Genomic DNA, 25643 nt, shown 5'->3' with positions numbered 1-25643 from the left:
GTCGATGAAAAAATCGCCGGCACGCTGCAGTGGCAGTGTGCCGGCGATGGTCGTTTCAGCGGGGAATTCAGCCGCTGACGTGTGGCGACCAGGAAAGGCGGACGCCATGCGTCGTCGGGCCGATCACAACGCCCAGCCCGTCAAACGTTGCATCGCCTGCGGCTCGACGCGCACCGCGCGCTCAACGCACGGCCGGCAGCTCCAGCATCGTATCGGTCATCACGTCGGCCAGCTTCAGCGCCGACATCGGCCCGCCGAACCCCCAGATGTTGCGCTCGATCAGCGCGATCCGATGGTCCTTCAACGCGGGCACGAAGCGCCACACCGGCGAATCGAGTTTGGTCGACAACGGCACGTCCATCCCCGACGCGGTCACGAACAGCACGGCGAGGTCGCGCTGCCGCAGCAGATCGGCCGACGTCACGTACAGCGTGCCTTCCCGCGTCGGCTTCTTCGGCCACGGATCGAGCCCGAGCGCCCGCGCGAGGCCCGCCGACGTGCTGTTGCCCGTATACGCCCAGTAACGATCGGGCAAGCCGAGATCCTGCAGCAGCGCGACGCGCTCGCCGTGGCGGCCGGCGGCCGCGAGCCGCGCCGCGTTGCGCGCGATGCCGGCGTCGAGTTGCGCTTCAACGGCCTGCGCGCGCGCGTCGCGCCCCGTCACCGCACCGATCGTCCGGAAGATCTGCCGCATCCAGTCGAGCTGCGTGACCGGTACGCCGCCTTCCGACACGTTCGGGCTGAACTGGAACAGGATCGTCGGCGCGATCCGGTCGAGTGCGTCGAAGATCGGCGCATGCCGGAAGCCGACGCCGATGATGAGATCCGGCTTGACCGCCGCGATCGCCTCGAGTCCCGGCTCCTGCCGCGAGCCGATGTCGGTCACGTGCGCGAGCTGCTCGCTGCGGTAGCCGAGCCAGCCCGGGTAGAACGCCGTATCGGCCATCCCGGCCGGCACGAGGTCGAGCGCGATCACGCTTTCCGCGAACATGAAGTCGAGCGCGACCACGCGCTGCGGCCGCACGGGCATCTTCGCGCTGGCCTGCGACACGACGGGATTGCCGGCCAGCGACACGCCGCCGTGCGCACCGCCTGCGCCTCCGGCCGCGGAAACGGCAGCCGCCGCCGATGCGGGAAATGCACCGCAGCACACGGCGCCGAGTGCCGCCGCGAGCGCGCCGAGCGCATGCCGGCGGCCGGCGTGCGTCACCGGATCGCGTCCTGCTCGGCCAGCGCCGCGTCGTCCATCGTCAGTAGCAGGGGGCAGCTTCCACACAGTTGCGTTTCTCCAGGAATTTCGTAGCGCAGGCAGCACACGCGGCGCGCGCGAAACGGCGTCGGCAGCAGCGGCGAGCGCGGCACGGCATCGCGCACGGGCATGCGCAGCGGATTCGATTCGCCGTGCATGCAGGTCGAACCGAACAGCCAATGCGCGTCGCCGACGGGATCGGCCGCGCACGGCAACGAACGACAGGTATCGAGCAGGTAGTCGAGCAGATTGCCCGCGTTGCTCCACAGCACGCGCGGCGTGACGCGGCCCATCGCCGCGAGCAGATCGATCACCGCGCCGAGATGCGCGATCAGCCCCGCATAGCGCGGCGCGGGATCGTCGCACGGCGCGCCGAGCGCATCCGCCGCGAAATACAGCGCGGCCGGCATCCCGTCGTCGAGCGCGACGAACGTGCGCTCGGGCGTCATGTCGAGCGGCCGGCCGAGCGTCAGCGCGGCGACGACACCGGCCGGCGCCGCGCGGCCGAAATAGTATTTGCTCCATTGCGACATCAGCGCGCGCGCATGCTGCGCCGGATCGCCGCCGTAATGGTCGACCATCGCGGCGAGCACGGCGTCGCGGTGCGCGGGCAACGCGCTGACGGGCACGACGACGCGGCCCGGCCCATGCGCGTCGTCGGGCATGCCGAGCCACACGACGTCGAGGTGTTCGGCGAACGGTGGCGGCGCGAACGCCGAAAAGCGCGTGGCGCGCGCGCCGTCGAGCGCCGGCGTCATCGTCCCGCGCGCCGGGCGCGGCGCCCCTCGAGAATCAGCAGCCCCAGCAGGTACGGCGCGCCGATCAGCGCGGTCAGCACGCCGGCCGGCACTTCGCGCGGCGCGACGACGGTGCGCGCCGCGAGATCCGCCAACCCGAGGATCAGCGCGCCGCACGCCGCCGCGAGCCACAGCCGCGTGCGATGCCGGCGCGCACCGAGCATCGTCGCGACGTGCGGCGCCATCAGCCCGATGAAGCCGACCGGCCCGACCGCCGCGACGGCCGCGCACGCGGCGAGCGTCGCGATCGTCAGCGCGAGCGGTCGCAGCGCGGCCACCGGCAGGCCGAGCGCGGCCGCCTGGTCGTCACCGAGCGCGAGCATGTCGAGCGGTTTCGCGAGCCACGCGAACACTGGCACCGCGAGCACGCACCACGGCAGCAGCATCGACACCTCACCCCAGCTGCGGCCGTACGTGCCGCCGACGAGCCACACGACGAAGCGCGCGGGCTGCACGCTTTCCTGCGTGATCAGCCATTGCGCGAGCGTGGTCCACAACGCGCCGATCACGATGCCGGTCAGCGCGACCGCGAGCGGCGCGTAGCGATGCCGGTGATTCAGCGCGAGCGTGATCGCGAGGGACAGCCCGCCGCCGATCAGCGCGGCGGCGGCCAGCGTCACGTGGCCCATCAGCGGCCACGTCGACAACGCGAACAGCGTGACGAGCCCCGCGCCCTGCGTGACGCCGAGCACTTCGGGGCCCGCGAGCGGATTGCGCACGACGCTCTGCATCGCGACGCCGCTGACCGCCAGCAACGCGCCGGCGAGCAGCGCGCACAGCAGGCGCGGCATGCGCAGGTCGATCAGCATGCGCGCGAGCGCATCGTGACCGGACAGTGCGGCGAACCAGCGCGCGGGCGACAGCCACTCGGGGCCGGCCGACATGCCGACCCACACCACCAGCACGCCCGCCACGACGAACAACGCGGTACGCAGCGGCCAGCCGAGCCGTTCGAGCCAGCCGACGAGCCGCGTCGCGCCGCCGCCCGCCGCGCGTTCGGCATCCGCATGCAGCACGCCCGACCACGCGGCGCCGCGCCGGATCATCGCGAGCATCAGCGGCGTGCCGACCAGCGCGATCGCGACGCCGGTCGACAGCGTCGCGTCGAGGCCCGACGCGAGCACCGCGCTGTCGGTGACCAGCACCAGCGCGCCGCCGGCGAGCGCCGACAACGGCACCAGCACGCCGAGCCGCGCCGCGCGCGCGCCGCGCACCTGGCGCAGCAGGTTCGGCGCGACGAGGCCGACGTACGACAGCGGGCCCGCGATGCTGACGGCCACGCTCGTGAACGCGACCGCGACGATCGTCGCGGCGAGCCGCGTCACATCGACGCGCACGCCGGCCGCGGCCGCCGCATCGTCGCCGAGCGCGAGCGGATTCAGCGGCCGGATCACGAACGGCAGCGCGGCGAGCGGCACGACGAGCCAGCGCGCGGCGAGCGCGAGGCCCGTCGCGCCCGGCTGGTACAGGCTGCCGTTGGTCCACAGCGCGGCGCCCGCGATGTTCTGTTCGAAGAACGCGAGCACGAGCGTCGACAGCGCGGCGAACAGCAGCATGCACACACTGCCGGCGAGCACGAGCCGCAACGGCGTCGCGCGCCAGCCACCCGCCGCGACGATCGCGCACGCAGCCGCCGCGAGCCCGCACACGAACAGCAGCGGCACCGACGCGACGCCGGCCAGCGCCGGCACCAGCATCGCCGCGAGCAGGCCGAGCTGGGCGCCGCCCGTCACGCCGAGCAGGTCGGGCGATGCGAGCGGATTGCGCGTGAGCGACTGGAACAGCGCGCCGGCGATGCCGAGGCAGCCGCCCGCGACGAGCGCGGCCGCGACGCGCGGCAGATTGAGGTCGAACAGGAACACGTGCGCGAGCGACGCGGCATCGCTGCCGGGCGCCGCGCCCCACCACACGCGCAGATCGGGAGCAATCCGCAGCGCCGCGAGCAGCGCGATCGACGCGACGAGGCCGCACGCAATCGCGCCGGCCCGCCCCGTCGTCGTCCCCTTGCCGGTCGCCGCGAGGCGCTTGCGCATCGCGAACGTCGTCATACCGCGAGATCCCGGTCGAAGACGGCGGACGCCTGCGGCGCGCCGTCGGTCGACGGTCCGTAGGCCGGTACGCACATCGGCGCGCCCGTCTGCGGATGCGCGAGCTTCAGCATCTCGACGCCGAACGCCGCGCGCAACCGCGCCGGGTCGAGCATCGCGTCGGGCGTGCCCTGCGCGACGAGACGGCCCGCGCGCATCAGCACGATCTCGTCGCTGTACGCGGCCGCCTGGTTCAGGTCGTGCAGCACCCACACGATCGTCAGTCCGCGTGCGCGGTTCAGCGCACGCAGCGCATCGAGGATGTCGAGCTGGTGATGAATGTCGAGATAGGTCGTCGGCTCGTCGAGCAGCACGATCGGCGCCTGCTGCGCGAGCGCCATCGCGATCCACGCGCGCTGGCGTTCGCCGCCCGACAGCGCGCCGACGTCGCGCTCCGCATCGTCCGCGAGGCCGCTCGTGTCGAGCGCTTCGTCGATCGCCGCCTGATCGGCCCGCGACAGGCCGCGCAGGAAGCCGCCGTACGCATAGCGCCCGTACGCGACGAGCTCACGCACCGTGAGGCCCGACGGAATCTGGTTGAACTGCGCGAGCATCGTCAGCTCGCGCGCGAGCGCGCGACGGCGAAACGACGCGAGCGGTCGGCCGTTCACTTCGACATGGCCGGCACGCGCGGGTTGCAGGCCCGCCAGCGTGCGCAGCAGCGTGCTCTTGCCGCAGCCGTTCGGTCCGCACAGCGCGGTCACGCGGCCGGCCGCGATCGACAGGTCCAGCCCGTCGATCACGACATGGTCGCGATATCCCACCGACAGCCCGCGCGCGGCAAGCGCGGCGGTACTACGCGTCATCAATCCTCCGTTCGGTCGCGCGGGACCGTGTAACTCTGCGCCATCGCGACGACGACCTTGCGCGGCCCCTCGAACGGGTCGCGGGCATGCGCGGTCAGCATGTTGTCGAGCATCAGCACGTCGCCGGTGCGCCACGGGAACACGATGCGCTGCTGGTCGAGCACGCCGCGGATCTGCGCGAGCGCGTCGGCTTCCAGCGGTTCGCCGTCGCCGTAATACACGTTGCGCGGCACGTTCTCGAGCCCGACCGCGTCGACGAGCGCTTCCTGCATGTCGTCGTCGAGCGCCGACAGGTGAAACAGGTTCGCCTGGTTGAACCATACGCGGTCGCCGGTGCGCGGATGACGCGCGACGGCCTGGCAGCGTTCGCGCGTGCGCAGCAGCAGTTCGCCGTCATCGTCGGTGCGCCACGCGCATTCGATGCCGCGCGCCGCGCACATCCGCTCGACCTCGGCCGGCTCGTCGGTGCCGAACGACTGCTGCCACGGCAAGTCGAGCCCCTGCCCGAAATTGCGCACGTACAGCAGCTCGCGCTTCTCGAAGCGCGCGACGAGCGCCGGATCGAGCGCGCGGTACACGGCACGGCTGTCCGCGATCGGCGTCGCCCCGCCCTTCGGCGCGGCAAGCGCGCAGTGGAACCAGATCCGCAGCGGCCATTCGCGCGTGTACGACTGCTCGTTGTGCAGCGGAATCGCGCGGTGCGGCGGGTATTCGGTCGACGTGTAGACCGCGCCTTCGACCTGGCTGCGCGGCGTCGACGCGTATTCATAGCCGATCAGCGGATCGCCGAACGAGGCCGCGAATTGCTGGAACGCATCGATCGACGGCACGTGAAAGCCCGTGAACAGCACGCCGCCCGCCCGTTCGAGCGTGTCGGCCGCGATCTCGCGCGCCAGCGGCGCGACGTCGTCGATCGACATCCCGTCGTTGCCGCGCGGCGACACGACGGTGGGCAGCCCCGGCTCGATACGCAGGTCGTCGAGCGTCGGCAACGAAAGCAGGGTCATGCAACGTCCTCTTCAGGTGGCGCGCCGCACACGCGGCGCAGCAGGTCATGACGCGCGCGTCGCGCGCTCGCCGTCCATCGCGCGGCGCAGGCTCGCGGGGCGCATGTCGGTCCAGACCGTCTCGATGTGCGCGAGACAGTCGGCCTTCGGGCCGCTCACGCCGACTTCGCGCCAGCCGGCCGGCACCGGCCGGAACGTCGGCCAGATCGAATACTGTTCTTCGTCGTTGATGACGACCGTATAGACGAGATCGTCGGTGTCGGCGGAAGGCGTCGGGGCTTGCGTCATGATCGGAAATCGCTGGGCGGTTGAAGGAGGCGAAGCGGCGGATTCGGCCGCTCCTGTCTGATAGACGGTTGGCCGGCGCGTTTTTTTACCGCCGCCGCGCGCGGCCGCCCAGGAACACCGGACAGGCGACGCCGCGATGGCACGCGTCGAGGCATTCCGCGCAGTGGCGCTCCGCGTCGCGCACCATGAAATGCACGAGCGTCTGCGACACGTTCAGCGCGCGCGCCGCGGTCTGCAGCGTTTCCTCGCGCAGCCGCACCATCTCGAAGGCCGCTCGGCTGCGCGCCGGCAGGTCGTCGAGGGCGGCCCACACGCGCCGCAGCGTGTCGCGCGTCATCAGCGCGGCTTCCGGCGTCGGCTCGGGCGACGGCACGTCGAAGCCGTCGTCCTCTTCCGTGTGATAGACGTTTTCGAGGTTTTGCCGACGGCACGCGTCGATCGACGCGTTGCGCACCATCCGCGTCACATAGGCGACCGGCTGGCGCACCGCGTCCTGGTTCGGGAATTCGACGAGCTTCACGAACACGTCGTGCACGACGTCTTCCGCGCGGCTCGCGCAGCCGACGAAGCCGCGCGCGACGTTGACGAGCATCGCGCGATGCGAGATCAGCACGTCGAGCAGCGCGCCCTGCGCGCGGGGCTCGGACGCCCGGCGCGCACGCGGCGCGGCGCGCGGCGGCAGGTCCGGATAACTGCCGAGGAACGGGTTTGCCGCTGCCGCCGCCGGTCGGTCGAGCACTTCCGCCATGGCCATCGATCTGCTCCGTCAAATTCCGAGATAGCGCAATTTAACGTAAACGCAAATCATTCTCAATCCGATTACAGGATGACCCTTTCGGTTGTCAGGATTTGTCTGAACAATGATCCGAATCGTTGCCGGAGCGGACATGGGTGCGTCTGCGCCGCGCGGACGGTTCGCACGGCGCCGACGCATGCTTTCATGTTCCTGACGAACCGCCCGCCCGTGTCATCGGCGGTAGCAACTTCTTACCACGTGAAATTTTGGGGGCTCGTACGATCGACCTGCCGTTTCCAAGGGAGAACGACATGAAAGCCATCGTGTTATCCGCAGTCATGGTGGGCGCGCTGTCGAGCGTGATGCTCGCCGGGTGCGTCGCCTACCCCGGCCCTGCCGAAGTCACGATCGGCTGGCATGGCGATCGTTACTGGGACGGAAATCGCTACTGGGAGCGCCGCGACTGGGAAGCCCGGCATGCCGGCCCGCGTGACGACCGCGACCGCCGCGACGATCAGCGGCCGCAGTGGTGATGCCGCGACGCGCCCTTGATCCATCATTCGACGACAGGACCTCGACATGAAGACGCTACTGACAACCCTTACCGCCGCCGCCATGGCCGCTGCCATACTCGCGCCGGCCATCGCCGAAGCGCATCCGCACCGCGTGTGTCACTTCGAGCATCACCATCACAAGGTGTGCCGCTGGGTGCGTTGAGCGTCGCGCCGCCGATGCGAACAAGCGCCGCTTGCCGGCGCTTTTTTCGTTGCGAACGCCAGGCGGCGTCCGCCGCTAATCCTGCCATCGCTCCGGCGCGAGCCAGATAGGGAACGACAGGATCACCGCGAGCCCGTGCCCGTCGATACCGGCCGTCACGTCGACGGCTCCGCCATGAGACTCGGCGATCCGCGCGACCAGCGACAGGCCGATGCCGCTTCCCGGCTGCGCGGTGCCCGGCACCCGGTAAAAGCGTTCGAAAATCCGCTCGCGCTGGTCGACCGGCACGCCCGGCCCGTCGTCCGCGATCCGCAGCCTGACCCGCCCCGCCTCCACGGCGCCATCGCACGTGATCTCGACCCGTCCGCCTTCACGGCCGTAACGCAGCGCGTTGTCGATCAGGTTGCGCACCGCGATCGCGATTTCGTCGAGATCGCCCCACACGCATACCGGCTCGATCGCCACCCGCACCGTCTGCCGGCGCGCATGCGCGGCCGCATCGAAGTCGCTCGCGATCAGCGCAACGAGCCGCGCCAGGTCGACCGGCCCGTGCTGCTCCGCACGCGAGCCGGCATCCAGCCGCGCCAGTTCGAGCAATTGCGCCGACAGCCGCGCGCTGCGCTCCACGCCCGTTGCCAGCCGGCGCAGCGCGGCGTCCTTGTCCGCCGGACTGTCCGCCCGCAACGCCACTTCCGCCTGCGCCGACAATGCCGCCAGCGGAATGCGCAACTCGTGCGCCGCATCGCCGATGAAACGGCGCTCGGTATCGACGGCCTGACTCAGCCGCGCGAGCAGCCGATTGAACGATTCGACGAGCGGTCGAAGCTCGCGCGGCAGCGTCAGCAGCGGCAACGGCGAGAAATCGAATGCGGCCTTGTGCTGGATCGCCCGCTGAACGTCGCGCACCGGCCCGAACGACCAGCGGATCCCCCACCAGATCGCCACGCCCAGCATCGCGAGCATCACCGCCGTATTGAACAGGCCGAGCTGCACCGCATTGCTGGCCTTCTCCTGCCAGGTCGTGGCCGGCCCGCCGGTCTGCACGTGAATCCGGCCGGTCGGACCCGACAGCGAATAGACCCGCCAGATCTCGTCGTGCGCGATCCCGCGCCCGGCGCTCACGCCGTAGCCGTCGCGCATGTCCGGCTTGAGCGCCGGCCCCGGCGCATCGGCGCTGTGCATGACGTTGCGGCCGTCGACCCAGATCTGGAACGCGACGTCGTATTTGCCGTATGCGGCTTTCGGCGCCACCGCCTGCGCGCGCACTTCCGGCAGGCGATCGATCGTATCGGGCAACGACAACAGCAGCAGTTGCGCGGCGCCCTCGAGCAAGCCGTCGCGCCAGCCGCGCTGTTCGCGCCACAGGGCGATGCCGAGAAACGCGCCCCAGCCGGCCCAGAACACGACGACCGTCGCCATCACGGTCGCGAGCAGGCGGATACGCAGCGACCTCATGCTGTGCCCTCCCCGATGCGATAGCCGAAGCCGTGCACCGTCACGATCAGTTCGTCGCCGAGCTTGCGCCGCAGTTGATGGATGTACACCGCGATCGTGTTGCTTTCGATTGCGCCGTCGTTGCCGTACACGCGCTCCTCGAGCTGCGCGCGCGTGACGACTCGCCCTTGCCGCTCCATCAGCGCGAGCAGCGTCCGGTATTCGTGGATGCTCAGCGCGACCGGTTCGCCGGCGCGCGTGACTTCCCGGCGCGCCGGATCGACGTGGACATCGCGGCAAACGAGCCGCTCCGACACGCGGCCCTGGCTGCGGCGCGTCAGCGCGCGAAGCCGCGCATAAAGCTCGTCCAGCTGGAACGGCTTCACGAGATAGTCGTCGGCGCCGGCGTCGAGGCCGCGGATACGGTCGCTCAACTGATCGCGCGCGGTCACGATCAGCACCGGCGTCGCATCGTAGTTCGCGCGCATCGCGGCCAGCAGCGTGAAACCGGATGCGCCCGGCAGTTGCAGGTCCAGCAGCACCGCGTCGTAGTCGTGCCCGACGAGCGCGAGCCGTGCCGCCGGCACGTCGGCCGACCAGTCCGCGCGCCAGCCGTTCTGCGCGAGGCCGGCCCGCACGGCGTCGGCCAGCATCACATCGTCTTCCACCAGCAGGATATGCATCGGTATCGCTCCTCGAATGGCGAGGTCGCCAGCGTGACGGACCGCGATTAAAAACTTCTTAAAGCCGAAGGGCCACGATGCGTGTCGATCGCCGCATTGCCGGCGCCCTGCATCCGGCGCTTTCCCGAGAGGCCCGCCATGACCGTGTCCTGTTGTTCGATTCCGTTGCTGCGATGCAAGACGGCGCGGCGCACCCCCTTCGCGCCGGGCCGGTACGGGCCATTCTGGCATGGAAGACCGCACGCGTCGTGCACGCGTCGCACGGGAGCGGTGCGATGAACCAGTTCGCCACGCTCGTTCCGTTCGGCCTCGCGCTGAGCCTGGCCAGCGCCAACAGCATCGTCTGCCTCGCCGGGCTGTCGCTGATCGAACGGCTGATTCCCGTGCTGCCGTCGCACGTGCTGCTCGCGATGATCGGCGTCGCCGGTGCGCAAGGTGCGTGGACCTTGCCGGAAGCGATCGTCGTCACGGTGCTCGGCAGTTTCGCCGGCTGCCTCTTTCATTACGCGCTCGGCAATCTGTGGCCGGAAGACGGCGTGCTGACCCTGCTGCGCCGCCTCGCGCCGCTGGGCAGGATGCAGCCCGCGCGAATCGACGAGCTGATCGAAGGTATCCGCGCGCGGCCCACGCGGCTCGCCCTGTGGTCGCAACTGGTGCCGTTCGTCCGGCTCGTCGCGCCGGCGCTCGCCGGATTGCTGGAAACGAGCTTCACGCGTTTCGCATCCGGCGCCGCGGCCGGCATCGCGCTATGGAACACGCTGTTCATCACGGCCGGCTATCTCGCCGCGCAAGCGGCCGCCTAGCCGCGCCCGTCATTGACCGATCGATCCACCAGGAGCCTGCCGATGCGAATCCCCGAATGGATGCTGTTTCTGCGTACGTGGTTGCGCCATCCGCGCCGGGTCGGCGCCCTCGCGCCATCCGGCCCGGCGCTCGCCGCGCTGATCACCGCGCATGTCCCGCGCGACGGCGCGTCCGTGATCGAACTCGGAGCGGGCACCGGCGTGTTCACGCGCGCGCTGCTCGCGCGCGGCGTCGCGAGCGACCGGCTGGTGCTCGTGGAAGCCGACCCTGCGTTCGCGAACGCGCTGCGGCATCAGTTTCCCGCGTTGCGGGTGATGCAGATGGACGCGGCCCAGCTCGGGATGACCGGCGACTTCTTCGGCGGGGAGCGCGCGCATGCGATCGTGAGCGGGTTGCCGCTCGTCGCGATGCCGGTCGAACGGGCCGTCGCGATCGTGCACGGCGCATTCGTGCGCCACCTGGCTGCCGGTGGCGCGTTCTATCAGTTCACCTATGTGCCGCGCTGCCCGATTCCGGCGCGCTATCTGGAGGCGATGCGCATGCGCGCCGTCCGGATCGGCGTCGCGTGGATGAATTTTCCGCCGGCCTTCGTGTACCGGTTCGAACGGCTCGACGACGTGGCCGGCAGGCACCGGGCTCGTGCGCTGCCGTCGCTGGAGAGGGTTGTCGATGCAACGGCTTTGCGTGGTCGGGACGCAACCCGGCGCCCCGGCGCTGTGGTGCTGTCCCCGAGCGAGGGCCCGCGCGTTGGTTCGGGCCGTGCCGATTCGCATCGGCAGATAAACAGCCGAGCCGTCGAACTGTGAGCGCGGCCACCATGGCCGCCGCACTGCCCGCGCCGGCCATCGGGGAAGCGCAACCGCACTGCGTGTGCCGCAGCGAGCATCACGGGCACAAGGTGTGCCGCGGCGATGCGGTAAACAAAACGAGGCGCCGTAAAACGGCGCCTCGTTTCATCGCTTCACCTGCATGCGACCCTGCTCGCTAGCGCGCGGCCGGCAACAGCAGCCGGCACGACGCGAGCCGCCGGGATGACGGGCAGGCGGCAGGCGCTTCGCTGCATCGCTGCCTTCGGCTGCGCGGCCAGCATGCGCGACACCGCCATCGCCTTCGGCTGCGTCGCCCGCACCCGCAACGCGTCGGCCCCCGGGCTCGCCGGCCGCAGCGCGCGCAGTGTCGCCGCATCGATGTGCACTTGCCAGAACTGCGGCCGGTAGTCGGGATCGCCGTCGCGATAACCCTGCCCCGTGATGGTCTGCCCGTCGGGGCTCACGCCGATCACGTTGACCAGGTTCAGCGTGCCGACCGACAGGCCGGCCGCTTCGAGCAACGCAACGAGGCTGCGCATGCCGCTTTGCGGCGTCCACACGAAGACGCGCGCGACACCGGTCTGCCGGTTGCTCGATTCGCCGATGACAACCCGCCCGTCCGTGCTGATCGACGACGCATGGCTATTGTCGTCGCCGTCGAGAAAACCGAGCCGCTGGATGTCGTCGCCGCCGTTCGTCCACAGCACGGCCTCCGAGTCGACCCGTTGCCCATCCGGCGTGACCACCAGGGTGCCGAGCGCGCCGGCGATCGTCCGTTCGTCCTCGGTCACGCCACGGGCCAGATCCATTCTGGCCACGCCCGCGTTGATCGTCGGCAACAGTCGTTCGCCGGCTCGTTCCGACCAAAGAAGCGCACGCGAGCCATACACGCCGTCGACATTGCCGGCGAACCCGACTGCCGCGTTCCCGGACGAGGTCATCGCGAGCAGGTGCACGAGATAGTCGCCGCCCGGCGGCAACTCGCGAAAACCCCTCGGCTGGTCCCACATGAACCGTGCATTCCGGCCGCCGGTCGTCGTCAGGCTGCCCGCCATCCTCGTGCCGGCGAGGTTCGCAACGTCAACCGATGCATCCCGGCCCGCCGTATCCGGAACGAGTTTCTGCGTGCGACCGTCGCCGGGCCATCGCACCGCCCATCGATCGAGGTTGCTGCTGTCCGTCTCGCGCGCACTGATCGACCCGCCGATCACCTGCCCATCGGCCGACACCGTCCGTGCCTGCGAGTCATAGGCATTCGCCGGCGCGGCCAGCCGCTGCCAGCCCGTCGCGGCCGACCACGAGAAGGCCATCGAGCCACCGGGCTGCGCTTCGCTCCAGTAGGAACCGATGATCGTCTTGCCGTCAGCGCTGACGGCATTGCCGTCGTACCGCACGTCGCGCGGCCCGCCCAGGTCGCCGATCACGGTCAGCGAATAACCGCCGGCCGATACCGTCTGCGCGTGAACCGCGCTCGTCGCCGACACGGCCAGCACGGCCGCGACGACATTGCGTCTCGGATGCATCCCCTTCTCCTCCGTCCGTACATCAATGAAAATCCGGTACAGGCAGCATGTTGCGCGGTGCACGCCGCTCATGCCGCACCACGCTCAATACAGGAAAATCCGGATCGTTGCGGCCGCGTCGAACGGCCCGATCTTCGGTGGTCCGAACGACTTGAGCACCGCATCGAGCATCACGGTCTGATTCGCAACGTTGGCCGCGAATTGCGTGAGCGTGAACTGCTTGTTGAAGTCGATCGGCTTGCCCTGGCTGTCCTCGAGACCGATTCCGAAGTTGCTGTCCTTCGCCGGCACCAGCAAACCGTTCTGCACGGCGCCCTTGGTCGCCTCGAAATAGCCGTCGACGCGAATCGGAATGCTGCATTTCTTCGACAGCGACAACGAGAACCGCCGACGCGGCACGGCAGGCAGGAAGCCGTTGCCGGTGGTCTGCACCTGACCGAAATTGACGATGCCGGGCTCGGGCGTCACCAGCACGTCGACGAGGCAGGGTGTCGGCTTCAGACGGGACAACCCGCTCAACCGGTACTGGAAACTCGATCGAGCCGCGTTGAGGCCGCCCTTGCCGTCGAACTGGAAGACCGCATAGATATCGTTCGGCGGCTGCATCCATTGGCCCTTCTTGCGCACCACCACCTGATAGGTGATGCTGAGCGGCACCTTCGGGCACAGCCCCCGGTCGAAGTTCCATTGCGAACACGTGCCGACGGTGGTGGTGGTTTCCACGCGCGCACCCGGTCCGCTGCCCAGGCCGAAATAGTCGCGGCCACCATAGCGAATGCCGATCTCGAGCCCCCAGGCGGCGGGATCCTGCGATCTCGGGTTCGCGTAGAAGTAAACCTGTTCGGCAAAGTTCAGTGCGGCCCCGCCGTAGTCCTTGTAGCAGTACCCCGTCGTCGTGCGTGGCGGCGATACCCAGATCACGTATCCGTCCGGCGCATCCGTCGGATACGATGCGACGCCGCCGATCGGCTCGGTGAGCGAATCGGCGCCGCCGTCGGCCAGGCAGCGCAGCGCCCACGCCGGCTGCGCGACCGCGATCAGCATCGCGAGCACGGCCCAGCGCAGCCACGTCGCGAACGGCGACACGCGTTGTTTCGCGCCCCCGCTCATTTCTTCACGCTCTTGCACGCACCAGCCTCGCATGCATACTCGACCGCCACCTGGCCGCCGTAGTCGTCGATGTGCGTGACGAACAGCGTCGACGGCGTCGCGGCCTTGAACGGCACCTCGGCCGTGCTCATCGGGCTCACCATCGTCGGCTCGATCGGCACCGGCGTCTTCTGCGTGCCCGCGCTCACGTCGACCACCGTCACGTGGTAAGGCGTCGGGTTGTCGAACACCAGCTTGTGCGCGGCCGCATCGACCCGCAGCGTCATCGGCAAGGTCCAGTCCTCGTCGCGCGCGGGCTGCGCGGCCTTCGGCCGGTAGAACAGCTTCATCTGCGTATGCAGCGCGATCTGCAGCGTGTTCGGCGTGTCGGTCTTCGGCGGCACTTCGCGGATGTTCAGGTAGAACACCGTTTCGCGATCGGCCGGCAGTTGCGCACCGGGCAGCTTCGCGATCCGCAGCACGTTGCGCTCGTTCGCCTCGACCCGCTGCAGCGGCGGCACGACCATCAGCGGCGACGTGATCTTGTTGCCCTTCGCATCTTCGAGCCACGACTGCACGAGATACGGATACGTCGTGCTCTTGTTGGTGATCGTGACGATCGCGGCCTGCTCGCCTTCGTTGAAGATCACACGCGTGCGATCGGGCACGATCGCCGCCTGGGCGGCACCTGCCAGCATCGCGCCGACGGTCGCGAACACGCCCAGCGCGCGCCGCGGGAAAGAACGGGAAAAGGAATGCTTCATCGTGGATCCGTGAAATCATCGTTCGGCCCGCGCGGCCGCTGCATGCGACTCGCCGGGTGGCTGGCACGTCACCGGAATCGGCGTGCCTTCGAGTTGGAGCTGGTTCGGCAGTGCGGCGATCGTGCAGAGCGTGCGTTCGCCCGCCCGCACCGCCAGCGTGGATTTCGGCTGAACCTGGGTCAGGAACGCCGCGCCGGCTTCGCCGACGATGCCGAGTTCCTTGCCGTTCGCCGCGTCCTGCACCGACGCCCCGAACGGCAGCGGCTTGCCGGCCGCGTCGGTCAGCGTCAGGTACAGGTTGCTGCCGCGCGCGGCGGAGAACTTCACGAAGCCGATCGCGCCGTCGGTCAGCACCATGCGCTGGATCGGGTTCGTCACCTGCACTTCGAGCGGCAGCTTCTCGACGTTGACGGTCGCGTCGTACACGTTGTACGGCGAGATGCCGTCGAGCACCGCGTAGCCGCGCGAATCGGTATGCGTGAGCGTGCCGGACAGCGGCACGTCGGGCACGCCGTCGGTCGACACCAGCAGCCGCGTGTCGCCCGCATTGCCGTTGGCGTGCGCCGACACGCCGTACTGCGTCGCGACGAACGAGCCGTCGACTTCGAGCGACGCGGCCGCATACGCGTTGGCGAGCGTCGATGCCTGCGCGGTCAGCTGATACGCCGACGAGCGCTGGCGGTAGCTCGCGTTCGCCGACGCGCGTCCGTCGGTCGCGCCCGCGTTGATCTGGTAGGTGCGGCCATTCGGATCGTCGTAGATGTAGCCCGCGTTCACGCTCGTGCTGCCGCTGCCCGTCGTCAGGTTCGACGTGACGGTGTGACGCCCGCCGATCGGCAACGTCGCGGTGACCGAGACCTGGTTGCCGCTTGCGCCCGCGCTCTGCGTGCGGAAAGCCGACACGCTGACGTTCAGGTTGCGCAGCGTGCCGATCGAGAACGCGCGCGTCAGCGTGAGGCCGACGCGCTGCTCGTTCGCACGTTCCCAGTAGGTCGTCTGGTCGTAGGAAAAATAGGTCGACGTGTCGCCGAAACGCTTCGACAGCGTCGCCGAGTAGCGCTGCTTGCTGTTGGCGAGGCCGTATGCGGTCGGGTCGCCGGAGAACTGTGCGAAGTTCGTGTATTCGCGCTCGGAGAAGCGGTAGCCGAAGAAGCGCACGTCGGCATCGAGCCCGTCGAAGTGCTTCGAATAGTTGATGCGATACGAGTTGCCGTTGCGCGTCGCGCCGTTCCACCACAGCTTCGCCCGCGCATGCGTGACGTCGGCCGACACCGCGCCGAACGCGCCGAAATCGCGACCGACGCCGAGCGCGATCGACGTGTAGCCCGACGCGGCGATGAAACCGCCATACGCCGTGACGTCGAACGGCAGGCCGTACGCGATTTCGCCGAAGCCGAAGAACGGCGTGATGCCGGCGCCGCCGAACAGGCGCGGCTTGCCGACCGCGGCCTTGTAGCGCAACTGCCCGGCGCGCGCGAGGAACGGCACGGCGGCCGTCGTCACCTGGAAGCGCTGCACGCTGCCGTCTTCTTCCTCGACCGCCACGTCGAGCGTGCCCTGCACGCTCGTGTTGATGTTCTGCAGCGCGAACGCGCCCGGCGACACGCGCGTCACGTACAGCACGCGGCCGGCCTGCGACACCGTCACGGTCGCGTTGGTGCGCGCGACGCCCGAGATCAGCGGCGCATAGCCGCGCAGCGACGGCGGCAGCATGCGGTCGTCGCTGCGGATCGACGCGCCCGTCAGCGCGAACGTGTCGAAAATGTCGGAGGTCAGGTAGTCGTCGCCGAACGTCACCGTCGACTGGATCGATGGCAGCGCGCGAAACGCATACAGCCGGCTGAAGCGGAACGTCCGGTCCGCGTACGCCGTGTTACCCACGTTCGATTGCGCCTGATAGTCGCCGCGAAAGCGCCACGCATCCCAGTTCGCGCCCACCGTCCCGTAGGCCTGGATCGCATTCGTCTGTCCGCCGCCCGCACCGAAGTTGCGGTTCGTGTTCGCGATCACGCGGTAATCGAGCATCGCCCCCGGAATGCCTTCGGACCAGCGCGCCGGCGGCAGGTAGGTCGAATCGGTGAATTCGAGCGCGGCCTGCGGAATCGTGATCTTGAGCCGCCCGTCGCTTTTCAGGTAACGCACGGTCGCGCCCTCGATCGCGCCGAGGTCGACGCAACGCCCGCCCTGGAAGCGCGGCAGATCCTTCACGAGCGACGGCTTCAGCCCGAACTGCGCGACGAGCTCGGGCCGCAGGCACGGCTTGCCGGCGCCCGACGCGTCGACCGCGATGAATTCGATCGCTTGCAGCCCGTAGAACAGGTCGTTGACCTGCACGTCGAGCATGTACTCGCCGGGCAGCGTGAAGTCCGCCTGCGAGAACTGCGACAGGTCGACGTTGCTCGTTCCGTCGATGTCGAGGAACGACGAATTGAATTCCGTCGCCTGGCTCTGGCTGCCGACGACCAGCACGGAGACGCAAAGGAAGGAATGTCTGATTCGCACGCGGCGCTACCGAGAGTCCAGGGAGAAGGAAAACGGGAGGAAAGAGGAAGGAGGAAGGGATGCATGCACCCCTCCTCCGGTACGGACGCTTACTGGTAGCGGACCGTGAAGTTCGCGACGCCGTCGGCGGTACCCGGCGTCACGCCGGCTGCCGTCGCTTCGTACATCGCCGCGAAGCGTGCGGTGTTCGTGCCGTTCTGCAGCAGCGTCGGCGCCTTCTGCTCGGCGCCGTTGTCGAGGTATTCGCCCGACGCGGCTTGCAGGCGGATGCCGACGTTGGTGGCCGAACCGATCGTGGCGAGCAGCTTCGGCTGGCCGGCGCTCGACGTGCCCGTGAACGTGAAGTACGCGTTCTGCGCGATGCTGGTGTCGCAGTCGGTCAGCTTGATGTCGAACGACACCGGGTCCGACTTGTCGCCGGCCTGCTTGAACTTGTTGGTCGGCACCTTGCCGAGCTGCACGGTCTGGTTGACCGAGTTCGAATCGATGCCGCATGCGCCCGCGACGATCTCGCCCGTGAAGTTGATCGTGCCGGTGCCCGCTGCGAAGGCCGAGGTGGACAGGGCCGCGAGTGCGACAGCGGTCAGGATGGATTTTTTCATGACGTTTCCCGTAAGGAGTGCAAATGGAATGGACGACGTGGCGGACACAAACGGCAGCGCATGGTGGCTCCCGTCCGACACGAGGCGGCATTATCGAGATAACCATGAAAGATTTCTGTAAATCATTGTCAAATGATTCTGACAATGTTCGATTCCGCACTCTAAAACGGCACTCTTTCTTTTGAATTTACAATCCCAAAATTTTTATCCGCAGTCCTTTTTTATTTTCCGGAACCGATTGAAGATTAAGGGGATTTCTTGCCGATAATCGTCTCCACCCCCGCTCTCCCTTGCCGGCATTGGCTCATGCGGAGCCACCACTCAAAAGACAAAACATTGTCCTACGCCGCCATCGTTGCCCGATTGCAACGCGAATATCGACTCATTTTCAACTGACAGGAAATTAAAGACGGCATTTCATCAATACGGACTTATCGCGCAAACGATTGCGAAAAGCATACAAACGTTTTACCGCGACATTTTGCCGCCGCCATTAATTCCAATACATTGATTAATTCTTTCGTCAATTGCCGATCTTGAATCGCATGCATGCGCGGTCGCCGGAACGCGGCTGGCGTGCCGGATTGGACGGGATGAAAACGACGAAGCGCCGCGCATACGTTTGCGCCGGCAGGTGACACGATCGACCCACGGATGCGGGACGCCGCGAAAGCAGCGCCGCCGCCCCGCCGAGCGATGAAAGAGCGGAGAGCGGTGTGCTGAACAGCGAAAGGAAATGCCGACGATGATCGGCGACATGGCGGGCACGGCACGCCCCGTTGAAATGGCGGCCGCACGTAGAATCGCGCGGCCGCCGTCGTATTGCGTGGCACGCTGCCGTGTCACGCAACACATCGCCGACTACACGGAAGCCGCGGCCTCCGCCGTTGCCGGCGCCCAGCCGCCGCCGAGCGCACGGTACAGCGCGATCGCGTTCGCGAGCCTGAGCTGCCTGAGCCGGATCAGCTCCTGCCCCGACTCGTACGTGCTGCGCTGCGCGTCGAGCAGTTCGAGATACGTCGCGACGCCGCCCGCATAGCGACGCTCCGCGAGCTTCAGCCGCGCGCCGTCCGCCGCATACACGTCCTGCTGCGCGGCAAGCTGCCGGTCGATCCAGTCGCGCGCGGCGAACGCATCGGCCACTTCGCGAAACGCGGTCTGGACGGCCTTCTCGTATTCGGCGACCGCGATGTCCTTGCGCGCGTGCGCGACGTCGAGGTTCGCGCGATTGCGTCCGCCCGCGAAGATCGGCAGCGTGATGCGCGGCGCGAACGTCCACACGCTCGTGCCGGCCGCGAACAGGTTCGAGAACGCGTCGCTCACCGAGCCGTAGTCGGTCGTCAGCGCGATGCGCGGGAAGAACGCCGCACGCGCCGCGCCGATGTTCGCGTTCGCGGCCTTCAGCCGTGCCTCGGCCTGCCGGATGTCCGGCCGTCGTTCGAGCAATTGGCTCGGCGCGCCGGGCGCCACGGGCGCGATCGACAGCGTGTCGAGCGCGGTCGCGTCGTCGGGCACGTTGCGCGCGAAATCGCCCGCCAGCAATTGCAGCGCCCGTACGGCCTGCGCATGCTCGCGCTGCAGCGCGGCCTGCGACGCGCGCGCGGACGCCACCAGCATCTCGGCCGAGCGCAGCTCGATCGCGTCGCTCGTGCCCGCGGCATAGCGGCGTTGCGTGAGCGCGGCCATCCGCTCGCGGGCTTCGAGCGTACGCTGAGCGAGCGCCAGTTGCTCGTGCAACGATCGCTCGGAAACATACGCGCCCGCCACTTCGGCGATCACGCCGATGCGGACCGTGCGCTGCGCGTCGGCCGTCGCGAAGTATTCGGCGAGCGCCGCGTCGGACAGGTTGCGCACGCGGCCGAACAGGTCGAGCTCGTACGCGCTGATGCCGACGCCCGCGCGATACAGCCCGCTGATCGCGCTTTCGCGCACGACCGGGTCGTACTGGCGCGCGCGTTCATAGCCGAGATTCGCATCGACCGACGGCATCCGGTCCGCGCGCTGTACGCCATACAGCGCGCGCGCTTCGTCGAGCCGGCCGGCCGCGATCCGCAGGTCGCGGTTGTTCGCGAGCGCCGCGTCGATCCACGCCTGCAGCGCCGGATCGGTGAAATACGCATGCCAGTCGTCGAGCAACGCGGCATCCTGCGCCGCGGCCGGTTCGGCCGCCGATGCCGTGCCGGCGTCGACCGGCGCATAGGTCGCCGGCACCGGCGCGGCCGGACGCTCGTAACGCGGCGCGAGCGAACAGCCGGCAAGCGCCAGCGCGGCGGCCAGCGCGACCTGAACCCGCAGCGCGCCGCGTGCATTCAGCGCAAACATCATGGTTGCGAACCCTCCATCGTCGTCGGCTGCGCGCCGCCGCGTCGGCGCGGGCCGACGTCGAACAGGCGGCCGACGATCACGAAAAACAGCGGGACGAGGAACACCGCGAGCACGGTCGCCGTGATCACGCCGCCGAGCACGCCGGTGCCGATCGCCATCTGCGCGCCGGACGCGGCGCCCGACGCGAACGCGAGCGGCAGCACGCCGACGCCGAACGCGAGCGACGTCATCACGATCGGCCGCAGCCGCAGGCGCGCGGCCTCGAGCGCGGCGTCGACGAGCGACATGCGCTGCGCGACCAGATCCTTCGCGACTTCGACGATCAGGATCGCGTTCTTCGCGGACAGCCCGATCGTCGCGATCAGCCCCACCTTGAAATAGATGTCGTTCGGCATCATCCGCAGCGTGACGCCGAGCACCGCGCCGATCACGCCGAGCGGGACGACCAGCATCACCGCGAACGGAATCGACCAGCTCTCGTAGAGCGCCGCGAGCGCGAGGAACACGACGAGCACCGACAGCGCGAACAGCATCGGCGCCTGCGCACCCGACAGCCGCTCCTCGAACGACTGCCCCGACCACGCATAGCCGATGCCGGCCGGCAGCTTCGCGGCGATCCGCTCGATCGCGCTCATCGCCTCGCCGCTGCTGTGGCCGGCCGCGGCCGAGCCGTTGATCGTGAACGACGGATAACCGTTGTAGCGCGTGAGCTGCGGCGGCCCGAGCGTCCAGTGCAGCGTCGTGAACGCCGCGAGCGGCACCATCTCGCCGCGTGCGTTGCGCACGCGCAGCTTCTTCACGTCGTCCGGATCGAGCCGGTGCAGCCCGTCGGCCTGCACCATCACGCGCCGCACCTGCGTGCCGTGCATGAAGTCGCCGATATAGTCGGAGCCGAACATCACCGCGAGCGTCGTGTTGATCTCGTCCATCGACACGCCGAGCGCGGACGCCTTCGCACGATCGATGTCGAGCTTCAGTTGCGGCGCGTCCTGCGTGCCCGCGAACATCAGGTCGGTGAGCGCGCGATCCTTGCCGCCCGCCGCGAGCAGTTGCTCGCGCGCGGCGCTGAACGTCGCGTAGTCGAGCCCGCCGCGGTTCTGCAGCCGGAAGTCGAAACCGCTCGACGAACCGAGATCGGGCAGCGCCGGCGAGTTCATCGCGAACACGGTCGTGTTCGGCGTGCCCGCGAAACGCTCGTTGATGCGCGCGACGATCGACTGCACGTGATCGCGCTCGGCCTTGCGCTCCTTCCAGTTCTTCAGCGTGACGAAGATCATCCCGCCGTTCGGCCCTTCGCCGTACAGGTTGAAGCCGCCGAGCGCATACGTGTAGGCGGTCGGCTCGTCGCGGCGGATGGCCGACTCGACTTCGCGCACGCTCTGCATCGTTTCCGCGAGCGGCGTGCCTTGCGGGCGAATCACCATCACCATGAAGTTGCCCTGGTCCTCGTCCGGCAGGAACGCGGTCGGCAGTTGCGTGAGCATCAGCGCGGCGGCCGCGGTCAGCGCGCCGTACACGACGAGCCAGCGCACCGGCTTCTTCAGCATCGTGCCGACCCGCGTCGCATAGCGCTGCGTCGCCCGCGCGACGAAACGGTTGAACCAGCCGAAGAAGCCGCCCTTCTCGTGATGGTCGCCGGACACCGGCTTGAGCAGCGTCGCGCACAGCGCGGGCGTCAGCGACAGCGCGAGGAAGGCCGAGAAGCCGATCGACACCGCGAGCGACAGCGCGAACTGCCGGTAGATGTTGCCCACCGCGCCGCCGAAGAACGCCATCGGCACGAACACCGACGTCAGCACCACGGTGATCCCGACGATCGCGCCGCTGATCTGTCGCATCGCCTTGACGGTCGCGTCGTACGGCCCGAGTCCCTCCTCGACCATCAGTCGCTCGACGTTCTCGACGACGACGATCGCGTCGTCGACGAGGATGCCGATCGCGAGCACCATGCCGAACATCGTCAGCACGTTGATCGAGAAGCCGGCCGCATACATCACGCCGAACGTGCCCGCGAGCGCGACCGGCACGACCAGCGTCGGAATCAGCGTCGCGCGCAGGTTCTGCATGAACAGGAACATCACGAGGAACACCAGCACGCCGGCCTCGATCAGCGTCGTGACGACCTTGTTCATCGATACGCGCACGAACGACGACGTCTCGTACGGGATCTGGTATTTCACGCCCGGCGGGAAGTACGCGGACAGCTCGTCCATCGTCGCGCGCACGCGCTTCTCGGTGGACACCGCGTTCGAGCCCGGCGCGAGCTTGATGCCCATTCCGGTCGCGACCTTGCCGTTCACGTACGACGGATAGTTGTAGTCGTTGCCGCCGAATTCGACGCGCGCGACGTCGCGCAGGAACAGCGCCGAGCCGTCGGGCCGCGCGCGCAGCGCGATCGCGCCGAAATCGGCCGGCGTCTTCAGCGGTGCGTCCGCGAACACGGTCGCCGCGATCGGCGCGCTGGCCGGCACCGCGCTGCGGCCGATATCGCCGATCGTCACGCGCGCGTTGTGCGCGCGCACGGCCGACGCGATGTCCGACGCGGTGAGGCCGTGCCCGGCCATCTTCACCGGGTCGGGCCAGATCCGCATCGCATATTCGGCGCCCCAGAACTGCACCTTGCCGACGCCCTCGACGCGGCGCAGCGCCTGCACGACGTTCGCCGACGCGTATTCGCCGAGCTGCACGTCGGTCATCCGGCCATCGTCGGACGTCAGCGACACGACGAGCTGGATGTTGTCGGCGGCCTTCTCGACCTGGATGCCGTCGCGGCGCACGGGCTCGGGCAGGCGCGCATCGACGGTCTTCAGCCGGTTCTGCACTTCGACGGCCGCGAGATCGGCGTTCACGCCCTGCTTGAACGTCAGGTACAGCGATGCCGCCCCTGCGCTGCTCGTCGCGGACGTATACAGCAGCCCCGGCGCGCCGTTCATCTCGCGCTCGATCAGCGCGGTCACCGATTCCTCGACGACCTGCGCGGACGCGCCCGGGTACGTCGCATAGATGCTGACGACGGGCGGCGCGATGTCCGGGTACTGCGCGACGGGCAGCGCGCGAATCGCGAACAGGCCGCCCAGCATGATGAAGATGGCGATCACCCACGCGAAGACGGGGCGATCGATGAAGAAACGTGCCATGTTGGTTTGAACCGGTCAGGTTTGACGGGCGGCCGCCTGCGAAGCGGCCGCGGGCGGCGCCGCCTTCGACGACGGCGCTTTCTCGACGGGCTTGACGGCCGTATCGGGCGCGAACTGCGCGGCGTCGTCGACGATCACGCGCTCGCCGCCCGCGAGGCCGCGCGTGATGCGCCAGTCATGGCCGCTCATCTGGTCGGCTGTGACCTCGACGTCCTTGACCTTGCCGTTCGCGCCGACGACCCGCACCGACGTGCGGTCGGCCGTGCGCAGCAGCGCGTCGCGCGGCACGAGGATCGCCCGCTGGTCGACCGCCGTGTCGAGCGCGATCCGCACATACGCACCCGGCAGCAGCTCGCGCTCCGGATTCGGGAACAGCGCGCGCATCGCGACGGTGTCCGTCGTCGGATCGACCGCAAGATCGCTGAACAGCAGCTTGCCCTTCAGCGGATACGCGGTGCCGTCGGCGCGCAGCAGCGTCACCGCGACGTCGTGCTGCGCGATGCCCGTCGCGCGCCCGCTCTTCACCGCGCGACGCAATGCGTCGACGTCGGCGGCCGGCTGCGAGAAGTTCACGTAGATCGGATCGAGCTGCTCGACGGTCGTGAGCGGGGTCGCCTGGTCCTGCCCGACGAGCGCGCCCTCGGTCACGAGCGCGCGCCGTGCGCGGCCCGCGATCGGCGCGGTGACGGTCGCGTAGTCGAGCTGCAGCTGCGCGCGCGCGAGTTCGGCTTTTGCCGATGCGACCTCGGCCTTCGCCTGCGTATCGGCCGCGACGGCCTCGGTGTGGTCGCGCTCGCTCACCGCTCGATCGCGCACGAGATCGTCGTAACGGCGGCGCTTGTCGGTCGCGGCGAGCGCGGCGGCCTGCGCCTTCGCGAGCGCACCCTGCGCGGCGTCGCGTGCGGCCTTCAGCGGCGCGGGATCGATGCGGAACAGCACCGCGCCCTGCTTCACTTCCTGGCCTTCCTCGTAGGTACGGGCGGTGACGATGCCCGCGACCCGCGCGCGGACTTCCGCCTGCCGGTAGGCGTCGAGCCGGCCCGGCAGTTCGACGGTCATCGGCACGGCCGTCGGGCGCACCGTCACGACGGTGGCCTGCTTCGCGGTCTCCGGCGCGGCGTCCTTGTCGCCCTTTCCGCATCCGGCCACGGCCAGCAGGGCCGCGAGCGCGAACGGCGCCAGCCGCATGCGGCGCCACAGGGTGCGTTTGTTATTCATGTTCTGACCTCGGATCATTCGCCGCCGATACAATGCGGCGGCTCAGGGTGGCCGATTATAATCAGTCACGACTGATTAAATACATGCTGTTTCAATCTGACCGACACACTGTCTCAATAAAACGACAGCGAACTGTAAGGAATTTCACGACATGGCCCGCAAGACCCGGGAAGAATCGCTCGCCATCAAGCACCGGATCCTCGACGCCGCCGAGCTCGTGCTGCTCGAAAGAGGCGTCGCGCAGACCGCGATGGCGGACCTCGCCGAGGCCGCCGGGATGTCGCGGGGCGCCGTCTACGGCCACTACCGCAACAAGATGGAAGTGTGTCTGGCGATGTGCGACCGCGCGTTCGCGCGCACGTCGGAAGGCTTCGACGCGGGCGACGGCCTGCCGCCGTTCGCGACGCTGCGCCGCGCCGCGTCGCACTACCTGCAGGAATGCGGCGAGCCGGGCCCGATGCAGCGCGTGCTCGTGATTCTCTATACGAAGTGCGAGCAAAGCGAGGAGAACGGCGCGCTGCAGCGGCGCCGCATGCTGCTCGAGCTGCAGATGCTGCGGATCACGAAGGCGCTGCTGCGTCGCGCGATCGCCGCCGGCGAGCTCGCCGCCGATCTCGACGTGCATCTGGCCGCCGTTTATCTGGTGTCGCTGCTCGAAGGCGTGTTCGCGTCGATGATCTGGACCAACCGGCTGCGCGGCAACCTGTGGAACGACGCCGAGGCGATGCTCGACGCCGGCTTCGACGCCGTCCGGACCTCCGCCGCGCTGCGTGGGCGCGCGCAAAAATTGCCGGACTGACGAAAATCGTCGTAACAAATGCTGATTTAACCCGATTTACCGCACTGCGAAACGAATGAGCTGACCCCCTTTAAAATTTTTAACGTTTTGCGGAACATCGGTAGACTGACGCTGTCATCTTTCTTTAGCGTCTTCGTGATAACCGGGTTCGACCCGGTAGGCACGCCGCCGTTCGAAGCGGGCACTGCCCCGCAGGTTGGGTCGAACGGAAACGACACAGGCCCCTGGCGGGGCCTGTTTTGTTGCACGCCCGCCGCCCGCCCCGTC

At 68.7% G+C, this 25643-nt stretch carries 23 protein-coding genes; 5 read left to right on the top strand and 18 right to left on the bottom strand.

Annotation, left to right across the window (positions count from 1 at the left end):
- Positions 1–181 precede the first annotated feature (181 nt).
- From H0X95_RS26695 to H0X95_RS26665, 7 genes are all read right to left on the bottom strand, one after another.
- Positions 182–1210 carry an ABC transporter substrate-binding protein gene (locus H0X95_RS26695; RefSeq protein WP_060211504.1) on the bottom strand — a complete coding sequence of 343 codons (1029 nt, stop codon included), beginning with the start codon at positions 1208–1210 and terminating at the stop codon, positions 182–184.
- The gene (gene fhuF / locus H0X95_RS26690; RefSeq protein ID WP_125333107.1) at positions 1207–2007 is read right to left on the bottom strand and encodes a siderophore-iron reductase FhuF; all 801 of its coding nucleotides are present in this window, start codon (positions 2005–2007) and stop codon (positions 1207–1209) included. Before fhuF ends, H0X95_RS26695 begins: the two co-directional genes overlap by 4 nt.
- The gene (gene fhuB / locus H0X95_RS26685; protein WP_196446282.1) at positions 2004–4094 is read right to left on the bottom strand and encodes a Fe(3+)-hydroxamate ABC transporter permease FhuB; all 2091 of its coding nucleotides are present in this window, start codon (positions 4092–4094) and stop codon (positions 2004–2006) included. The genes fhuF and fhuB overlap by 4 nt, the downstream gene beginning before the upstream one ends.
- Complete coding sequence (locus H0X95_RS26680) at positions 4091–4939, bottom strand: ABC transporter ATP-binding protein (protein WP_006486076.1); 849 nt, start codon at positions 4937–4939, stop codon at positions 4091–4093. Before H0X95_RS26680 ends, fhuB begins: the two co-directional genes overlap by 4 nt.
- A complete protein-coding gene (locus tag H0X95_RS26675; RefSeq protein WP_006486082.1) occupies positions 4939–5946 on the bottom strand; it encodes a TauD/TfdA family dioxygenase in 1008 nt (335 codons plus the stop codon). Before H0X95_RS26675 ends, H0X95_RS26680 begins: the two co-directional genes overlap by 1 nt.
- Positions 5947–5991: 45 nt before the next feature.
- Complete coding sequence (locus tag H0X95_RS26670; RefSeq protein ID WP_006476052.1) at positions 5992–6234, bottom strand: MbtH family protein; 243 nt, start codon at positions 6232–6234, stop codon at positions 5992–5994.
- An 85-nt stretch (positions 6235–6319) separates the two neighbouring features.
- Positions 6320–6988 (bottom strand): RNA polymerase factor sigma-70, encoded by a 669-nt coding sequence (locus tag H0X95_RS26665; protein ID WP_006486089.1) that lies wholly within the window; start codon positions 6986–6988, stop codon positions 6320–6322.
- A gap of 293 nt (positions 6989–7281) precedes the next feature.
- On the opposite strand from H0X95_RS26665, the gene H0X95_RS26660 reads away from it, so the two are divergent.
- Positions 7282–7503: a hypothetical protein gene (locus H0X95_RS26660; protein WP_059723583.1), complete on the top strand. Its 222-nt coding sequence runs from the start codon at positions 7282–7284 to the stop codon at positions 7501–7503.
- A gap of 46 nt (positions 7504–7549) precedes the next feature.
- Positions 7550–7687, top strand: coding sequence for an HHHH-motif protein (locus tag H0X95_RS26655; protein WP_171983991.1), 138 nt, complete (start codon positions 7550–7552; stop codon positions 7685–7687).
- Positions 7688–7762: 75 nt separating this feature from the next.
- Here the strand turns inward: H0X95_RS26655 and H0X95_RS26650 are convergent, their stop codons facing one another.
- Both H0X95_RS26650 and H0X95_RS26645 read right to left on the bottom strand, forming a co-directional pair.
- A complete protein-coding gene (locus H0X95_RS26650; protein ID WP_034201801.1) occupies positions 7763–9142 on the bottom strand; it encodes an ATP-binding protein in 1380 nt (459 codons plus the stop codon).
- Positions 9139–9804 (bottom strand): response regulator transcription factor, encoded by a 666-nt coding sequence (locus H0X95_RS26645; protein WP_006486077.1) that lies wholly within the window; start codon positions 9802–9804, stop codon positions 9139–9141. The genes H0X95_RS26650 and H0X95_RS26645 overlap by 4 nt, the downstream gene beginning before the upstream one ends.
- A gap of 275 nt (positions 9805–10079) precedes the next feature.
- Between H0X95_RS26645 and H0X95_RS26640 the strand changes: the two genes are divergently transcribed.
- Together H0X95_RS26640 and H0X95_RS26635 are read left to right on the top strand one after the other, a co-directional pair.
- Complete coding sequence (locus H0X95_RS26640) at positions 10080–10607, top strand: DedA family protein (RefSeq protein WP_059723767.1); 528 nt, start codon at positions 10080–10082, stop codon at positions 10605–10607.
- Between the two features lie 42 nt (positions 10608–10649).
- Positions 10650–11414 (top strand): class I SAM-dependent methyltransferase, encoded by a 765-nt coding sequence (locus H0X95_RS26635; RefSeq protein ID WP_006499084.1) that lies wholly within the window; start codon positions 10650–10652, stop codon positions 11412–11414.
- A gap of 155 nt (positions 11415–11569) precedes the next feature.
- On the opposite strand, the gene H0X95_RS26630 is transcribed toward H0X95_RS26635, so the two are convergent.
- From H0X95_RS26630 to H0X95_RS26595, 8 genes are all read right to left on the bottom strand, one after another.
- Positions 11570–12841 carry a calcium-binding protein gene (locus H0X95_RS26630; protein WP_230878296.1) on the bottom strand — a complete coding sequence of 424 codons (1272 nt, stop codon included), beginning with the start codon at positions 12839–12841 and terminating at the stop codon, positions 11570–11572.
- 183 nt (positions 12842–13024) lie between these two features.
- Entirely contained in the window at positions 13025–14050 is a 1026-nt protein-coding gene (locus H0X95_RS26625) for a fimbrial protein (protein ID WP_006486070.1), read from the bottom strand.
- Positions 14047–14793: a fimbrial biogenesis chaperone gene (locus H0X95_RS26620; protein ID WP_006486088.1), complete on the bottom strand. Its 747-nt coding sequence runs from the start codon at positions 14791–14793 to the stop codon at positions 14047–14049. The genes H0X95_RS26625 and H0X95_RS26620 overlap by 4 nt, the downstream gene beginning before the upstream one ends.
- Before the next feature lie 15 nt (positions 14794–14808).
- Positions 14809–17262 (bottom strand): fimbria/pilus outer membrane usher protein, encoded by a 2454-nt coding sequence (locus H0X95_RS26615; protein ID WP_006499088.1) that lies wholly within the window; start codon positions 17260–17262, stop codon positions 14809–14811.
- A 122-nt stretch (positions 17263–17384) separates the two neighbouring features.
- A complete protein-coding gene (locus H0X95_RS26610; RefSeq protein ID WP_006486075.1) occupies positions 17385–17897 on the bottom strand; it encodes a fimbrial protein in 513 nt (170 codons plus the stop codon).
- 861 nt (positions 17898–18758) lie between these two features.
- Positions 18759–20219 (bottom strand): efflux transporter outer membrane subunit, encoded by a 1461-nt coding sequence (locus H0X95_RS26605; protein WP_062911434.1) that lies wholly within the window; start codon positions 20217–20219, stop codon positions 18759–18761.
- Positions 20219–23359 carry a multidrug efflux RND transporter permease subunit gene (locus H0X95_RS26600; protein ID WP_006499092.1) on the bottom strand — a complete coding sequence of 1047 codons (3141 nt, stop codon included), beginning with the start codon at positions 23357–23359 and terminating at the stop codon, positions 20219–20221. Before H0X95_RS26600 ends, H0X95_RS26605 begins: the two co-directional genes overlap by 1 nt.
- Before the next feature lie 15 nt (positions 23360–23374).
- Positions 23375–24577 (bottom strand): MexX/AxyX family multidrug efflux RND transporter periplasmic adaptor subunit, encoded by a 1203-nt coding sequence (locus H0X95_RS26595; RefSeq protein WP_006487246.1) that lies wholly within the window; start codon positions 24575–24577, stop codon positions 23375–23377.
- Positions 24578–24728: 151 nt separating this feature from the next.
- Here H0X95_RS26595 and H0X95_RS26590 point away from each other — a divergent pair, with 151 nt between their 5' ends.
- Complete coding sequence (locus tag H0X95_RS26590; RefSeq protein ID WP_006499094.1) at positions 24729–25376, top strand: TetR family transcriptional regulator; 648 nt, start codon at positions 24729–24731, stop codon at positions 25374–25376.
- A 26-nt stretch (positions 25377–25402) separates the two neighbouring features.
- Here H0X95_RS26590 and H0X95_RS36065 read toward each other — a convergent pair.
- Positions 25403–25643: hypothetical protein (locus H0X95_RS36065; RefSeq protein ID WP_230878295.1), on the bottom strand; the 241-nt coding region annotated here is incomplete at its 5' end.

Origin of the sequence: Burkholderia sp. 9779_493, from assembly GCF_015712215.1 — a bacterium.
Taxonomy (GTDB): Bacteria; Pseudomonadota; Gammaproteobacteria; order Burkholderiales; family Burkholderiaceae; genus Burkholderia; species Burkholderia cenocepacia.
Note: the sequence above shows the minus strand (reverse complement) of the source record. Positions and strands in the feature narration are given on the sequence as shown.

Excerpts from the sequence above, each read along its gene's own strand:
- fhuF (WP_125333107.1), bottom strand. The coding sequence starts at position 2,007 with ATGACGCCGGCGCTCGACGGCGCGCGCGCCACGCGCTTTTCGGCGTTC.
- fhuB (WP_196446282.1), bottom strand. The coding sequence starts at position 4,094 with ATGACGACGTTCGCGATGCGCAAGCGCCTCGCGGCGACCGGCAAGGGG.
- H0X95_RS26680 (WP_006486076.1), bottom strand. The coding sequence starts at position 4,939 with ATGACGCGTAGTACCGCCGCGCTTGCCGCGCGCGGGCTGTCGGTGGGA.
- H0X95_RS26675 (WP_006486082.1), bottom strand. The coding sequence starts at position 5,946 with ATGACCCTGCTTTCGTTGCCGACGCTCGACGACCTGCGTATCGAGCCG.
- H0X95_RS26670 (WP_006476052.1), bottom strand. The coding sequence starts at position 6,234 with ATGACGCAAGCCCCGACGCCTTCCGCCGACACCGACGATCTCGTCTAT.
- H0X95_RS26665 (WP_006486089.1), bottom strand. The coding sequence starts at position 6,988 with ATGGCCATGGCGGAAGTGCTCGACCGACCGGCGGCGGCAGCGGCAAAC.
- H0X95_RS26660 (WP_059723583.1), top strand. The coding sequence starts at position 7,282 with ATGAAAGCCATCGTGTTATCCGCAGTCATGGTGGGCGCGCTGTCGAGC.
- H0X95_RS26655 (WP_171983991.1), top strand. The coding sequence starts at position 7,550 with ATGAAGACGCTACTGACAACCCTTACCGCCGCCGCCATGGCCGCTGCC.
- H0X95_RS26650 (WP_034201801.1), bottom strand. The coding sequence starts at position 9,142 with ATGAGGTCGCTGCGTATCCGCCTGCTCGCGACCGTGATGGCGACGGTC.
- H0X95_RS26645 (WP_006486077.1), bottom strand. The coding sequence starts at position 9,804 with ATGCATATCCTGCTGGTGGAAGACGATGTGATGCTGGCCGACGCCGTG.
- H0X95_RS26640 (WP_059723767.1), top strand. The coding sequence starts at position 10,080 with ATGAACCAGTTCGCCACGCTCGTTCCGTTCGGCCTCGCGCTGAGCCTG.
- H0X95_RS26635 (WP_006499084.1), top strand. The coding sequence starts at position 10,650 with ATGCGAATCCCCGAATGGATGCTGTTTCTGCGTACGTGGTTGCGCCAT.
- H0X95_RS26625 (WP_006486070.1), bottom strand. The coding sequence starts at position 14,050 with ATGAGCGGGGGCGCGAAACAACGCGTGTCGCCGTTCGCGACGTGGCTG.
- H0X95_RS26620 (WP_006486088.1), bottom strand. The coding sequence starts at position 14,793 with ATGAAGCATTCCTTTTCCCGTTCTTTCCCGCGGCGCGCGCTGGGCGTG.
- H0X95_RS26610 (WP_006486075.1), bottom strand. The coding sequence starts at position 17,897 with ATGAAAAAATCCATCCTGACCGCTGTCGCACTCGCGGCCCTGTCCACC.
- H0X95_RS26605 (WP_062911434.1), bottom strand. The coding sequence starts at position 20,219 with ATGTTTGCGCTGAATGCACGCGGCGCGCTGCGGGTTCAGGTCGCGCTG.
- H0X95_RS26600 (WP_006499092.1), bottom strand. The coding sequence starts at position 23,359 with ATGGCACGTTTCTTCATCGATCGCCCCGTCTTCGCGTGGGTGATCGCC.
- H0X95_RS26595 (WP_006487246.1), bottom strand. The coding sequence starts at position 24,577 with ATGAATAACAAACGCACCCTGTGGCGCCGCATGCGGCTGGCGCCGTTC.
- H0X95_RS26590 (WP_006499094.1), top strand. The coding sequence starts at position 24,729 with ATGGCCCGCAAGACCCGGGAAGAATCGCTCGCCATCAAGCACCGGATC.